At 42.8% G+C, this 13,716-nt stretch carries 12 protein-coding genes and 5 tRNA genes (1 of these 17 only partly in view); 16 read left to right on the forward strand and 1 reads right to left on the reverse strand.

Annotation, left to right across the window (positions count from 1 at the left end):
- The 6 genes from ENLAB_RS13970 to ENLAB_RS13995 all read left to right on the forward strand — a co-directional run.
- Window positions 1-7, forward strand: a tRNA-Trp gene (locus ENLAB_RS13970) (it extends 67 nt beyond the left edge of the window).
- A gap of 27 nt (window positions 8-34) precedes the next feature.
- Window positions 35-107 (forward strand) — tRNA-His (locus ENLAB_RS13975).
- A 10-nt stretch (window positions 108-117) separates the two neighbouring features.
- Window positions 118-189, forward strand: a tRNA-Gln gene (locus tag ENLAB_RS13980).
- 41 nt (window positions 190-230) lie between these two features.
- A tRNA-Cys gene (locus tag ENLAB_RS13985) sits at window positions 231-301 on the forward strand.
- A 27-nt stretch (window positions 302-328) separates the two neighbouring features.
- Window positions 329-413 (forward strand) — tRNA-Leu (locus tag ENLAB_RS13990).
- A gap of 187 nt (window positions 414-600) precedes the next feature.
- A complete protein-coding gene (locus ENLAB_RS13995) occupies window positions 601-1,071 on the forward strand; it encodes an HIT family protein (RefSeq protein WP_244351684.1) in 471 nt (156 codons plus the stop codon).
- Window positions 1,072-1,136: 65 nt separating this feature from the next.
- Here ENLAB_RS13995 and ENLAB_RS14000 read toward each other — a convergent pair whose 3' ends face one another.
- Complete coding sequence (locus tag ENLAB_RS14000) at window positions 1,137-3,134, reverse strand: beta-galactosidase (protein ID WP_244351685.1); 1,998 nt, start codon at window positions 3,132-3,134, stop codon at window positions 1,137-1,139.
- 432 nt (window positions 3,135-3,566) lie between these two features.
- Here ENLAB_RS14000 and arcA point away from each other — a divergent pair, with 432 nt between their 5' ends.
- The 10 genes from arcA to ENLAB_RS14050 all read left to right on the forward strand — a co-directional run bounded on the left by arcA (window position 3,567) and on the right by ENLAB_RS14050 (window position 13,698).
- Window positions 3,567-4,784: an arginine deiminase gene (gene arcA, locus ENLAB_RS14005; RefSeq protein WP_142962816.1), complete on the forward strand. Its 1,218-nt coding sequence runs from the start codon at window positions 3,567-3,569 to the stop codon at window positions 4,782-4,784.
- Window positions 4,785-5,169: 385 nt separating this feature from the next.
- A complete protein-coding gene (locus ENLAB_RS14010) occupies window positions 5,170-5,481 on the forward strand; it encodes a hypothetical protein (protein WP_081118806.1) in 312 nt (103 codons plus the stop codon).
- On the forward strand, window positions 5,482-7,473 hold the full coding sequence (locus ENLAB_RS14015) for a V-type ATP synthase subunit I (RefSeq protein WP_244351687.1): 1,992 nt from the start codon (window positions 5,482-5,484) through the stop codon (window positions 7,471-7,473). It begins immediately after the preceding gene.
- Window positions 7,457-7,930 carry a V-type ATP synthase subunit K gene (locus ENLAB_RS14020; RefSeq protein WP_005237160.1) on the forward strand — a complete coding sequence of 158 codons (474 nt, stop codon included), beginning with the start codon at window positions 7,457-7,459 and terminating at the stop codon, window positions 7,928-7,930. The genes ENLAB_RS14015 and ENLAB_RS14020 overlap by 17 nt, the downstream gene beginning before the upstream one ends.
- Before the next feature lie 15 nt (window positions 7,931-7,945).
- Window positions 7,946-8,536: a V-type ATP synthase subunit E gene (locus tag ENLAB_RS14025; RefSeq protein ID WP_086292904.1), complete on the forward strand. Its 591-nt coding sequence runs from the start codon at window positions 7,946-7,948 to the stop codon at window positions 8,534-8,536.
- 14 nt (window positions 8,537-8,550) lie between these two features.
- A complete protein-coding gene (locus ENLAB_RS14030; RefSeq protein ID WP_086292902.1) occupies window positions 8,551-9,552 on the forward strand; it encodes a V-type ATP synthase subunit C in 1,002 nt (333 codons plus the stop codon).
- Complete coding sequence (locus tag ENLAB_RS14035; RefSeq protein ID WP_005229240.1) at window positions 9,545-9,859, forward strand: V-type ATP synthase subunit F; 315 nt, start codon at window positions 9,545-9,547, stop codon at window positions 9,857-9,859. Before ENLAB_RS14030 ends, ENLAB_RS14035 begins: the two co-directional genes overlap by 8 nt.
- 31 nt (window positions 9,860-9,890) lie before the next feature.
- Window positions 9,891-11,666, forward strand: a complete 1,776-nt coding sequence (locus tag ENLAB_RS14040) for a V-type ATP synthase subunit A (protein WP_077452667.1) — start codon at window positions 9,891-9,893, stop codon at window positions 11,664-11,666.
- Entirely contained in the window at window positions 11,666-13,054 is a 1,389-nt protein-coding gene (locus ENLAB_RS14045; protein ID WP_005237151.1) for a V-type ATP synthase subunit B, read from the forward strand. The genes ENLAB_RS14040 and ENLAB_RS14045 overlap by 1 nt, the downstream gene beginning before the upstream one ends.
- On the forward strand, window positions 13,054-13,698 hold the full coding sequence (locus ENLAB_RS14050; RefSeq protein WP_005229243.1) for a V-type ATP synthase subunit D: 645 nt from the start codon (window positions 13,054-13,056) through the stop codon (window positions 13,696-13,698). The genes ENLAB_RS14045 and ENLAB_RS14050 overlap by 1 nt, the downstream gene beginning before the upstream one ends.
- Window positions 13,699-13,716 lie beyond the last annotated feature (18 nt).

Here is a 13,716-nt window from a genome sequence, read left to right on the forward strand (position 1 = left end):
CCTGCCATTATATATTTAACAGTTTCTTATCACGGCGGGTGTGGCGAAGTGGTTAACGCACCGGATTGTGGCTCCGGCATTCGTGGGTTCGATTCCCATCACTCGCCCTTTCATTTTTGGGGTATAGCCAAGCGGTAAGGCAACGGACTTTGACTCCGTCATGCGTTGGTTCGAATCCAGCTACCCCAGTACAATCTTCACTTGATTGTAGATTGCAACAATAGTATAATGGCGGTATAGCCAAGTGGTAAGGCAGAGGTCTGCAAAACCTTCATCACCGGTTCAAATCCGGTTACCGCCTTAGTACTAAATACTAACCTTTCAACATGCCGGCGTGGCGGAATTGGCAGACGCGCTGGACTCAAAATCCAGTGCCCGTTGAGGGCGTGCCGGTTCGACCCCGGCCGCCGGTATCATTGATGTATCAGTCTTTTATAAGATTGATACATTTTTTTGTTTATAAAAGTCTACAAATACGATTTTGGAGGACAACTCATATAGCAAAGATTTTTTTTGTTTTGTTACTATTGAAAGCCTTCCCTTAATCTTTTATAGTTTTTACATGAATAGCTGCAAGGAACAGGAAAGAGGGTGATCAAATTGAAATGGTATGAGAATAGAATCAAATCAGCGATAGATGGGACAAATCCAATGGTGATCAAAGAATTGCCTGGCAGTTTTGCTGTTTATGGCGATGTCCAATTTCTTCCTGGATATAGTGTATTATTACCTAAAAGAGAGGTGGCTTCTTTAAATGATCTAGATTTAAATGAGCGACAGGTTTTCTTAAATGATATGACTCTTTTAGGAGATGCTATGATACAGGCTTGTTCTCCATTAAGAATCAATTATGAACTATTAGGAAATACCGATAACTTTCTTCATGCCCATCTTTTTCCGCGTTATGAATGGGAAACCGACGAAGCGAAAAAAATGCCTGTTTGGCTGTATGACAAATCCCATTGGAGTAATCCAGAGTATCACTATTCAGAAAAAAGAGATGGAAAGCTAAGACAAAAGATAGCCTCTTGTTTAGAAAATGCCTATCGTTTGTTTAATGAATCTTCTTGAATCTAGTAACGACTATAAAAAGAACCTCCATGAAGCGATCGCTTCATGGAGGTTCTTTCCTTAGATCAATCAATATACTTAAGAACTGCGACTTCTTTTGGTTTCAGAACTGCCAATTGTTTGGTTTCTTTGGTAAGAAGGTCTACTCCAGCGGCTTTCAGCTTCACTTTGGTTGTCTGCTCGGTATGGTTTAAGAGAAAGACGAGTGTATAGCCAGCACCTTTGCGACAGGTAACGGAGACTTCAGTAGGAGCAGCCAAGAAGTGCTGGGCATGAGTCGCTAATTTATGATTTTCCAGAATGGTCGCTAAAAATGTAGTTAGCCCTTCAAGAGACAATTCTGTTCCCACGTAATACGCATACCCATCGTCGATCTGATTCATAGTAATGGCTGGCTTATCAGACAAATAACCGGATTGGAAGGTTGCCAAAGCTTTCGCACCATTTAGATGAATGACTTCCTCCCATAGAGAATTGTCGTACCGACGACCTTGGAAGTCAATTTGGTGATGGATAGCTGCTTTCATTGGGTAAAACTCTTCTACAATGATCCCTAAGGTGTCCCTAAACAGTCCTGGATAGCCCCCAAGATAGACTTGGTCATATTCATTGACGATCCCACTAAAGAAATTCGTCAAGAAGATGCCACCTTGTCGCACGTAATCATTGATTTTCTTACCGAAGGCTTCTGGTGCTGAATAGAGATTTGGGGCGATCACTAAAGGATAGCCGTCTAGGGATTCGGAAGGATGGACAAAGTCTACGCTCAGATTTAACGCCCTTAGCGCGGCATACAGGCTGCGTAACTGATGAATGTACTTTAAGGTGCTTGGTTTGGCATCCAATTCCAGCGCCCACCAATTTTCCCAGTCGAAGACAACCGCGACATCAGCCAAGAAGCGCGTCCCAACGATTTCCGACAGTTGTGAAAATTCGTTGCCTAATTGTGCACATTCATGAAAGATACGGCTTGACTGAGGATCTCCGTGAGGCACCATCGCACTGTGAAATTTTTCCGCACCGCCACGAGACTGTCGCCATTGGAAGAACATGATACCATCAGCGCCATGAGCGAGCGCTTCATAACTCCAAAGACGCAACTGGTTGGGTGTTTTTGCCCCATTAATTTGCCGCCAATTAACGGCGCTGGTGGCTTGCTCCATGATCAAGAAAGGTTTTTTCTTCAAGCTGCGGGTTAAATCGTTAGCAAGAAATTGCGGGTAAGGAATTTTTTCAAAGGGATTCGGATACGAATTCCAGCTGACCACATCCATTTCAGGGGCCCATTTAAATCCATCCACGTATTTGTGTAAGCCCATAAGATTGGTCATATAAGGGATGCCTTGCGAATATTTTGCAATCGCCGCCTTTTCGAGTTGATAAAGTTCCAGATTCATGTCGGAAAGAAACCGACGATAGTCTAATTGCTGCGCAGGATTTTTGAAGGTTGGCATTGCCTCAGGTAAAAAAATTTCCTCCCAGCTGCCATAGGATTGACTCCAAAACTTCGTTGACCAAGCATCATTCAATCCAGCGATCGTCTGATATTTTTCTGTTAACCATGTCTGAAATCTTTTCCGACAATGATCGCAATAACACTCGTGGATGTGACAGGTATATTCATTATTGATATGCCACATGACCAGCCCTGGATGATTAGCATAACGGTTTGCGACTGCTTCAGACAAATCGGCGGCATATTGACGATAGATAGGGGAAGTCGGACAGTAGTGCTGGCGCGCCCCATGAACCAGTCGATTGCCATGAATGGTCATAGGCAGCATCTCAGGATGTTTTTGAACAAGCCAAGCGGGAGGCGAAGCTGTACCATTGGCTAGGTCGATCATGACATTGTTTTTATATAAAAGATCCATCAACCAGTCCAGAAAGTCAAAATCATAGGTGGATTCATCTGGTTGTAGATTGACCCAGCCAAAAATATTGATACTCACATAGTTCACACCTGCTTCTTTCATTAAACGCATATCTTCAAGAATGACTTCTTTAGACCATTGTTCAGGATTGTAGTCGGCACCATAGTAAAGATGACGTTGCGTTTTCATCAAATCGCTCCTTTATAGACGTTTCGCTAGTAACAAGCTACTTGAATCATATCAAACAATCATGCTTTTGATAGCGTTATCATTAAACAAACATGAAATGATCCAAAAAAACAAAGATAGTTCAATCCTTTTTCAGAGCAGCGTCTATCGGCATACAGTTCTTTTGTCTTGCTGTTTTTTTAACAAAAATATACAATTGAAAAAGGCGGTAAATTAAAACATCTAAACTTTATCTCTCTAATTAGTTGTTTTTTTATTGATCGTTTCTTTATAAAAAAATGCATGTTTATAACCAACAGATCCAAAAAACTTTTAAACATTAGCAGAAGAACACTATGAGACAAAGAAATGAATAATTATGTGATGAGAAGTCATGAAAAAGGAATGACATAAGTTATTCTACAAAAAATGCGAAAAAGGAGAGACACGTCCATGAACCAGCCAATACAAATCTTTTCTGAGATTGCCCCTTTAAAACGGGTGCTGCTGCATCGTCCAGGCGCAGAATTGGAAAACTTGATGCCGGATTATCTTGATCGCTTGTTGTTCGATGATATTCCTTTTCTAGACCAAGCGCAAAAAGAGCATGATTTTTTTGCCGAGACGTTAAGAAACAGAGGAGTGGAAGTTCTTTATTTGGAGGATCTAGCTGCTGAAACATTGACAACAACTGGTGCCAAAGAGGCCTTTTTAGAAGACTATTTAAATGAAACTACGATCCTTGATGAAGAGATTCGCAACGAAGTACGCAATTTTTTCCTTTCGATCGAAGATAATCGCGCCTTTATCGATCATACGATGGCGGGCTTGAAAAAAAGTGAGGTAGAAATTTCAAAAGCCAGTAACTTAACGGCAATCGTTGAAACAGAATATCCTTTCTTGATTGATCCAATGCCTAACTTGTACTTCACACGAGATCCTTTTGCAACGATTGGTCATAGTGTTTCCTTGAATCGAATGTATTCTGCAACGAGAAGACGGGAAACCCTCTACGGAAAACAAATTTTCACGCACCACCCGATGTTTGCCCGCAATGAGACGAACTTTTTGTATCATCGGGACGAAACGACGCGGATGGAAGGCGGCGATCAGCTGATTTTATCTGATAAAATCGTGGCGATCGGGATTTCTCAACGAACCGAAGTTGCCTCAATCGAAAAAATTGCCGAAACGATTTTTGCCACAGAACCGAGTTTTGAACATATCTTGGCCTTTAATATCGGCGAGGAACGAAAATTTATGCACTTAGATACGGTCTTTACGATGGTGGATCATGATAAGTTCACGATCCATCCAGAAATCGAGGGAGAACTTTCGCTGTATTCCATCACTAAACACAAGGACAGTGTTCGGGTATTTGAGGAAAAAGATACATTGGAAAATATTCTTTGTCGTTATTTAGATCTGCCTGAAGTGCTCCTGATCCGCTGTGGTGGCGACGATTTGGCAGCAGCAGCTAGAGAGCAATGGAATGATGGCTCCAATACACTGGCGATCGCCCCAGGGGAGGTCGTGGTCTATGACCGCAACACCATTACCAACCGGCTGTTAAAAGAGGCTGGCGTTAAGTTGAATGAGATCTCCGGCAGCGAATTGGTTCGCGGACGTGGGGGTCCCCGCTGTATGAGTATGCCGTTTATTCGTGAGTAGGACAGTTCTTTGTTATTTAAAAATACGGCAACTTGCTTTGAAATTATGAAAGTTAAGAAATGGAAGAGAAAAAAATAAAAGGAAGATTTGAAACGGAATTCTGTTTCTAATCTTCCTTTTTTGTCCTCATTTAACCCACTTTAAATTGAAAAGGATTTCTTTTTGTGAAAATGTGTAATTTTTGTGACTTTTGTATGTAAAGACTATAAAAAAACGCTAGGAACCTTGTTCTATCGCTAGATTTATGTTACGGTTATATTAGAAAACGGAAATAGGTGAAGGTATTTGCCACTTATTGATTTTTGACACCCTACGATCAGCGAATGCCATATGCTTGATTTGTAGTGGTTTTTTTTGCGGAAAAAAAGTGAAAGCAGGTGAGAAAATGACAGTAGATGCCATTCGATTATTACAAGAAGCAGAGCAATTTGCGGAAAATAAAAATAAAGAAGCAGAAGCAGAAAAAAAACAATTGGCACAAGCACGCGAAGAACGGTTGAAGGCGTTTAAAAAAGAGTTGGCAGAAAAAGAGGCCCAACAAAAAGAAGCAATCAATCAAAAAATCGCAGCTGAGTTGGTACAATCAAAAGAACCGCTCATGGCTAAAACGAAAGCAGAAGTAGAAACACTAAGAACGATCCCTAATGAGTTAAAAGAAGAAGCATTAGCAATAATAATAAATAAGGTTGTGACATAAATGGCAATTGCAAAAATGCAAAAGTTCAGTCTGTTGACCTTTTACGATCAGAAAGAAGCTGTTTTAGAGCAGCTGCAAGACTTTCAAGGCGTAGAACTGCTTTCTTCGGAAAAATATTATGATTCTGAAGAAACGACGGGTGTTTTGGCACCGGTTCGCGAGGAACAGTCTGAAGAAGAAATGGAGAACCAGTTTGGTCAAGTCAACTGGAGCTTAAATTTTTTAGAAGAATATGTACCCAAAAAAGGAATGCTGGCACAACTGCGGCAACCAATCAAAAAATATACCCTTCAAGAATTGGCTGAAACAGCCCACACCTATCCTTGGCAAGAATTATGCCAAACCCTTCGTAAACAAGACAAACGTCTTCGCTTGATTGATCAAGAAAAACGCGATGTATTAGCACAAGAAGCAGAGCTGTCGATCTGGAAGTACTTCAAAGAACGGCCGGCTGTTTTAAAAGAATTAAAAAAATCAGGTGGCATGTTAGGATCGATTCCTACTTCTGAAATGGCTGACTTTACGACCAACAGTGAAAAGCTGCCGCTTGTCTATGTCGAAACCATTTATCAATCGCAAACGACAACTTACTTGTTGGTGCTTTTCCATAAAGATGTAAAAGAAAAAGTAACTACTCTTCTAAAGAAAGCAGCCTTTGAGCAATACATCTACCCTTATGAGGGCATTCCAGAAGAAGATCTGCAAACGATGAAAGAAAAATCCCAACGTCTAATTGATGAAGAAAAAGAGATCAAAGTCGCTCTTCGCGCAATGACAAACGAGCAAGAAATGTTGCGGATCGTTGCCGAGTATTTAGATGGAGCGATCACCCGCTTAAAAAGCAATAAAATGCTTTTACGTTCAACTCATGTGGTCTCGATTTCTGGCTGGGTTCCTGTTGATGGGGCGACCGAATTAGAAAAACGTATCAAAAAAGGAACCACAGGTAACTATTACCTCGAATACCAAGAAGTGACGGAAAAAGAGATCGCTGATGTGCCGATTTTATTAGAAAACGCACGTTGGATCAAACCTTTTGAAGGACTTGTTCGGATGTACAGCTTGCCGCAATATGATGAGTTAGATCCGACACCATTTATGGCGCCTTTTTATATGGTGGCATTCGGGATGATGGTTGCCGATTTTGGCTATGGGTTGCTCTTGTTTCTGGCGACATTCCTGGGGAAAAAACTGTTTCACCTCAGCAAAGGGCTGGAACAAAATTTGACCCTCTTTCAGTTGTGCTCGATCCCTACGATTATCTGGGGCTTGATCTATGGCAACTTCTTCGGATTTGAATTCTCATTCCAACTGTTGTCTGCCCAGGATGATGTCAATCAGATCTTAGTCTTATCCGTGATCTTTGGGTACATTCAGATCATGTTTGGATTGGCGCTGAAATTTTATATTTTATGGAAGAAAAAAGACCAGAAACTGGCTGCGATGTTCCAAGCCGGTTCGTGGATCGTCTTTTTGATCAGTGTGGTTTTTGTTGCCGCAGGAATGCTGCTTTTCCCTGATACACCGTTGCAAACGATTGGGATCGTGATGATCGCTGCCAGTCTTTTAGCAGTGGCGATCGGAGGCAGTTTAGAAGGAAAGACCTTAGCTGGAAAAATCGGTTCTGGATTGTACGGATTGATGGATGTGACCAATTATGTTGGTGACTTGATCAGTTACACCCGTCTGATGGCGTTAGGGGTTGCCGGCGGAAGTATCGCCTCAGCCTTCAATTTGATCATCAGCTACCTACCGCCGGCAGCCCGGTTTACCGTTGGTATCTTATTATTTGTGGGATTGCATGGCCTAAATATTTTCTTAAGTTACCTTAGTGCGTATGTTCATGGTATCCGTTTGCAGTATTTAGAGTATTTTGGAAAATTCTTTACGGGGGGCGGACGTGCTTTTGCCCCCTTCAAATCAAATGAAAAATATGTAGAGATCATCTCAGAAGAGAAGTTACAGGAGGACAATAATGGAAAATTGGATTAGTTTCTTTTACGAAAATGGTGGAATTGTTTTTGCAGCTTTAGGTGTGGCGACCGCAACGATTTGCGGCGGTATCGGATCAACGATCGGTGTTGGGATGACCAGTGAAGCAGCGTCAGGCTTGATCTCTGAGCAGCCAGAGAAATTTGGGCAAGCGTTGATCTTGGAATTGCTGTCTAGTACTCAGGGATTATACGGGTTCGTAATTTCCTTTATGATCTTTGGTCAGATCAGCGGTTCGCTCTCATTCGATCGCGGATTGTACTTGTTTATTGCTTCATTGCCAATCGCATTAACAGCAATCGTAGCCGGAAAATGGCAAGGACGTGCCGCAAGTGCAGCGATGCAGATTTTAGCCAAAAAACCAGAACATGTGACCAAAGGAATTATCTTAGTAGCGATGATGGAAACATATTGTATTTTAGGGTTCGTAATTTCCTTCTTGCTTGTCTTGAATTAAGAGGAGGGAAAGTGAATGTCTGATATTACACGTTTAACTGACAAAATAACCGCTGATGCGGAAAAGAAATACCAGTTGCAAATCAAAGAAGCAAAAAAAGAAAGTGAAAATCAAGAAAACTTAAAGCGAACGCAATTAGAAAAAGAGCTGAACGAACGACTAGCTTTCTACGAAAAAGAAAAACGTGCGGCGATGTATTTGGAAATCTCAGATGTGCATATCCAATCAAGAAACAAGGTCTTGGCAGCAAAGCAGTCTGTCTTAGATGAGCTGTTTTCTGAGGCTCTGACTCGATTAAATACAATGGATCAAGCAGCATTTTATGCGTTTATCGCTAAAGGCTTGGCGAATGCACGGTTAACTGGTGAGGTTGAGTTGCTTTTAGGTGAGAAGACCCGCCATTTAGTAGATGAGGAGCTCCTTACTAAGTTGCAAGCATCGGTTCCAGAGGTTCAGCTGAAACTGGTAAATAAAACGATCCCTCGTAAGGGCGGCTTTTTGTTGCGACAAGAAGCGATTGAGTTGAATTTTACTTTTGATGCGCTGCTAGAAGCCAACAAAGAAGAGTTAAGCAATACGTTACTGCAATTGATTTTTGAACAGTAAGCAGGTGCAAACAGATGAATGACATCAAATACAATACCTTAAATACGAGAATTCGGACGTATGAATCGCAATTATTCGATCGCAGCCGCTATGAGCGGATGCTCTCGGCTGCTAGCGCAGAGGAAATCTACAGTATGTTGCAAGAAACGGTTTATGGTGACTTCATCAACGAGGATGATCGTGTACACGACTTTGAAGATGTGTTGATGGCGGAGTTGAAACGGGTATACGACACGATGTATCAGCTGACACCGGAAAAAGCGATCGTTGATTTCTTTGCTTTGAAATATGACTATCAAAATCTGAAAGTCTTGGTAAAAGCGGCGTATATGCAGGAAGATTTTTCTGAATACCTTGTCCCAATCGGCACCCAGCCGCTTTCCGTCCTTAAGGATCTAGTCAAGACCAGAAAAAGCAATCTTGTTGCCAAAGAGATGGTTGATTGTGTGGAAGAAGTCTTCTCTTATATTGAGAACTACCATGAGGTCCAATCGATCGATATCATCTTTGATAACCATTATTGGGAGCAATTGTGGACGATCGGCAAAGAATACGACGACGATTTGCTGCAAAGCTTGATTCGTCGACAGATCGATATCTTCAACATTTCAACAACGTTGCGCAGTTACGCGATGAAACGCAAGCGCGGCTTTATCAGCGCAGTTTTAGCCGATCATGGGAACCTACCTGCAAAAGAACTGTTAGCTGAGATCACAACTTCCCTTGAGGCATTTGTGGCATATTTGCAAGGAACTCCTTATAAAGAACTGATCAATCACAGCTATGAAGAGTTGGTAGAGAAGAAGACCTTGAATACCTTTGATATACGCAAAGACAATTTTCTGATGGCGAAGCTCAAAGAACATAAAATTGTTCCTTTTGGCCCTTCAGCATTGGCAGGGTACTTGTACGCCAAGGAAATTGAAAGCAAGAACTTGCGAATTCTCTTGATTGGGAAAATCAATAAGGTGCCGGAAGAGATTTTAAGAAGTCGGGTGCGTGATAGTTATGCATAAAAAAATAGCAATGATGGGTGGTAAGAACTCGATCTTGCCTTTCAAAGGGCTGGGGATCGACATCTTTCCAGTCAGCGATTTGGATGAAGCCGCCCAACAACTAGAAGAAATGGCTGAAGCCTATGGGGTGATCTTTTTGACTGAGCGACTGATCGAACAATTAGAACCGATCGTTCGCCGCTATGAAGAAGTACCGACACCAGCAATCATTCCGATCCCAAGTAGTACAGGTAGTCTAGGAATCGGTATGGCACGCATTCAGCAAAATGTGGAAAAAGCGGTAGGAATGAATATTTTAGATTCATAACAGACAAGTCAGCCAGCTAGGAGGAATAAATGTGGCATTTGGCACAATTGAAAAAGTATCGGGACCACTGGTCACCGCCTCAGGATTGAGTGGCGCAAAAATCCATGAAATCTGCAAAGTCAGTGACAAGGGCCTTATCGGTGAGATCATTGAGATCAAAAAAGGGCTGGTTTCGATCCAAGTATACGAAGAAACAGCGGGAATCGGACCAGGCGAACCCGTGGAAACGACAGGCGCACCATTGTCTGTCGAACTAGCACCAGGTTTGTTGACTCAGATGTTTGATGGGATCCAACGACCATTAGATACGTTTATGTCGCAAACAGAAAGTGATTTTTTGGAACGAGGGGTCACCATCGATCCACTGAATCGCCAAAAGAAATGGACCTTTGTCCCTCAAGTACAAGTCGGTGATACCGTACAAGGCGGCGACATTTTGGGTTCAGTACAAGAAACGTCGGTGATCGAGCATAAAATCATGGTTCCACCAAACTATGAAGGAACCGTCAAAGAAATCATGGTAGGGAATTTTGCGATTACTGAAGTGATCTGTGTTTTAGAAACCATTGAGGGTGAAAAAAACTTGACGATGGTTCAGAAATGGCCAGTTCGTCAACCACGTCCCGTTACTGCTAAATTAAATCCAGGCGAACCGCTGGTCACTGGACAGCGAGTCATCGACACCTATTTTCCAGTAGCAAAAGGCGGCTCAGCTGCCGTTCCCGGACCATTTGGTGCCGGAAAAACAGTTGTTCAGCACCAGATTGCTAAATGGTCAGATGTGGATATCGTTGTCTATGTCGGCTGCGGCGAGCGAGGCAATGAAATGCGGGATGTTATGAATGAATTTCCTGAACTGATCGACCCAAATACCGGCAAGTCGATCATGGAACGAACGGTCTTGATCGCCAATACGTCGAATATGCCAGTTGCTGCTCGGGAAGCCTCAATCTATACAGGAATCACGATTGCAGAATATTACCGTGACATGGGCTATAGTGTGGCCATCATGGCAGACTCAACATCACGTTGGGCAGAAGCGCTGCGGGAAATGAGTGGACGATTGCAAGAGATTCCCGGAGATGAAGGTTATCCGGCTTATCTTGGAAGTCGAATTGCGGAATACTATGAGCGAGCAGGGCGTTTCCATTCATTAGGCACGCAGCCTCGGGAAGGAAGCATTACCGCAATTGGCGCGGTTTCACCAGCTGGTGGAGACATCTCAGAACCAGTCACCCAAAATACCTTACGAATCGTGAAAGTTTTCTGGGCATTGGATAGCATGCTGGCGCAAAAACGGCATTTTCCCTCCATCAACTGGATGAATTCCTATTCCCTTTATGAAGATCAAATCAATTCTTATTTAGATCAATTATTAGGCGATCGCTGGTCGGAGCTAGTCAATGAATCAATGGCGATTCTCCAAGAAGAAAGCCGTTTAGAAGAGATCGTTCAATTGGTAGGGATGGATTCTCTTTCTCAAAGAGACCGTTTGACGATGATGACAGCCCGTTCTTTGAGACAAGATTACTTGCAGCAAAACGCCTTTGATGACGTTGACACGTATACATCTCGTAATAAGCAGTTCAAAATGTTAGAGAATATTCTTTACTTTAATGAACAAGCGCAACGTGCACTGCAGCTAGGTGCTTACTTAGATGAGATCACCAAAGGAACGGTTGATCTGCGTGAGCGCATCGCTCGCAGCAAATACATTCCTGAAGAAGAATTGACCCGCTTGGATACGATCAAGCATGACATCAAAGAAATGTTACAACGAATCATTGAAACTGGAGGTGTTCATTGATGTTAAAAGAATATCGTACAGTTTCCGAAATCGCCGGCCCCTTAATGGTGGTTGAGAACGTCAGAGGCGTTAAATTTGATGAACTCGTCGAAGTCCGCATGGACACGGGTGAGATCCGTCAAGGACAAGTACTGGAAGTCAGTGATGACAATGCCGTTGTCCAAGTTTTTGAAGGTACTAGCAACTTGAGTGCCGAAGAAAGTAAAGCAAGATTTCTAGGAACTGGTTTGACTTTGGGGGTTTCTCTAGATATGATGGGTCGAGTTTTTGATGGTTTAGGAAAACCCAAAGATAATGGCCCTAGAATTTTGCCAGAAAAACGCATCGATGTAAATGGTGAAGCTATCAATCCAATGGCACGGGACTTCCCGGATGAATTTATCCAAACGGGAATCTCAACTATCGATCATTTAAATACCCTAGTTCGTGGACAAAAACTACCAATCTTTTCCGCCTCCGGTTTGCCTCATAAAGAGATCGCTGCTCAAATTGCGCGACAAGCAACCGTACCCAGCCAAGAAGGTAATTTCGCGATCGTCTTTGCAGCTATCGGAATTCCATTTGAAGAAGCAGAATTTTTCGTAGATGAATTTCGTAAAACCGGTGCGTTAGACCGTTCTGTTTTGTTTATGAACCTTGCCAATGACCCGGCAATCGAACGGATCGCTACCCCTAAGATGGCATTGACCGCAGCAGAATATCTGGCTTTTGAAAAAGGCATGCACGTTTTAGTGATCATGACCGATATGACGAACTATTGCGAAGCATTGCGAGAAATCTCCGCTGCTCGCCGAGAAGTTCCAGGACGTCGTGGCTACCCAGGGTATCTGTACACCAATTTAGCGACGCTGTATGAACGGGCAGGACGTTTGATGGGCAAAGAAGGCTCGGTCACACAGATTCCAATCTTAACGATGCCTGATGGCGATAAAACCCACCCAATTCCTGATTTGACCGGCTATATCACGGAAGGACAAATCATTTTGTCGCGGGACCTTTACAAACGCAATATCAACCCGCCAGTGGATATTTTGCCAAGTCTTTCCCGGTTGAAGGACAAAGGAACGGGAGAAGGTAAGACCCGTGCCGATCATGCGGCAACGATGAATCAAATTTATGCCGCCTATTCCGATGGGAAAGCTGCCAAAGAGTTATCGATCGTTTTAGGAGAGTCTGCCTTGTCTGATCTTGATAAAAAGTACGCGCGTTTTGCTGATCTTTTCGAAAAAGAGTATGTCAACCAGGGATTTGAAACCAACCGGACGATTGAAGAAACGTTAGATTTAGGCTGGAAGCTATTAGCTACCTTGCCAAAACAAGAGTTGAGCCGTATCAAAGAAGAATTTATCGACGCCTATTACCCAACGGACGAGGATGTGAGTTCTTAATGGCGATCTTAAATGTCAATCCAACTCGGATGGAACTAAGTCGTTTGAAAAAACGGCTGACGACGGCAACCCGTGGTCACAAATTATTGAAAGACAAGCAAGATGAGCTGGTGCGCCAATTCATTCAGCTAGTAAAGAAAAACCAGGAACTTCGTAAAAAAATGGAAACTGCGCTGCAAGCAGGGATGGAAGAGTATGTGCTGGCTTCTAGTAGTATTCCCGATGTCGTTTTGCAAGAAGCATTTATGATCCCTTTAAATAAAGTGACCCTAGATGTACAAAGTCGGACCATCATGAATATGGATGTGCCAGTGTTAAATCCTGTTTACGAAGAAGAAAGCTCTGATGATGACTTTTCCTATGGTTTTGTAAGTACCACCAGTGAGCTGGACCTCTCATTGTCTCATCTCGACCAAATGCTGCCAGTAATGCTGCAATTGGCAGAGATCGAGAAAACCTGTCAACTGATGGCCAATGAGATCGAGCGGACGAGACGAAGAGTCAATGCGTTAGAGTATATGACGATTCCCAAACTGACGGAAACCATTCAATACATCGAAAGCAATCTGGCAGAAGACGAACGAGCAACATTGACCCGCTTGATGAAGGTCACAGATATCATTGCGGAAAATGAAGCAAAGTGAGGCTTTTGCAAATCACTT

Source organism: Enterococcus innesii, from assembly GCF_022846515.1.
Classification (GTDB): Bacteria; Bacillota; Bacilli; order Lactobacillales; family Enterococcaceae; genus Enterococcus_D; species Enterococcus_D innesii.

Coding starts and splice junctions, on each gene's coding strand:
- ENLAB_RS14020 (WP_005237160.1), top strand. CDS start 7,457: ATGGAAAATTGGATTAGTTTCTTTTACGAAAATGGTGGAATTGTTTTT.
- ENLAB_RS14000 (WP_244351685.1), bottom strand. CDS start 3,134: ATGAAAACGCAACGTCATCTTTACTATGGTGCCGACTACAATCCTGAA.
- arcA (WP_142962816.1), top strand. CDS start 3,567: ATGAACCAGCCAATACAAATCTTTTCTGAGATTGCCCCTTTAAAACGG.
- ENLAB_RS14035 (WP_005229240.1), top strand. CDS start 9,545: ATGCATAAAAAAATAGCAATGATGGGTGGTAAGAACTCGATCTTGCCT.
- ENLAB_RS14050 (WP_005229243.1), top strand. CDS start 13,054: ATGGCGATCTTAAATGTCAATCCAACTCGGATGGAACTAAGTCGTTTG.
- ENLAB_RS14015 (WP_244351687.1), top strand. CDS start 5,482: ATGGCAATTGCAAAAATGCAAAAGTTCAGTCTGTTGACCTTTTACGAT.
- ENLAB_RS14030 (WP_086292902.1), top strand. CDS start 8,551: ATGAATGACATCAAATACAATACCTTAAATACGAGAATTCGGACGTAT.
- ENLAB_RS14025 (WP_086292904.1), top strand. CDS start 7,946: ATGTCTGATATTACACGTTTAACTGACAAAATAACCGCTGATGCGGAA.
- ENLAB_RS14010 (WP_081118806.1), top strand. CDS start 5,170: ATGACAGTAGATGCCATTCGATTATTACAAGAAGCAGAGCAATTTGCG.
- ENLAB_RS14045 (WP_005237151.1), top strand. CDS start 11,666: ATGTTAAAAGAATATCGTACAGTTTCCGAAATCGCCGGCCCCTTAATG.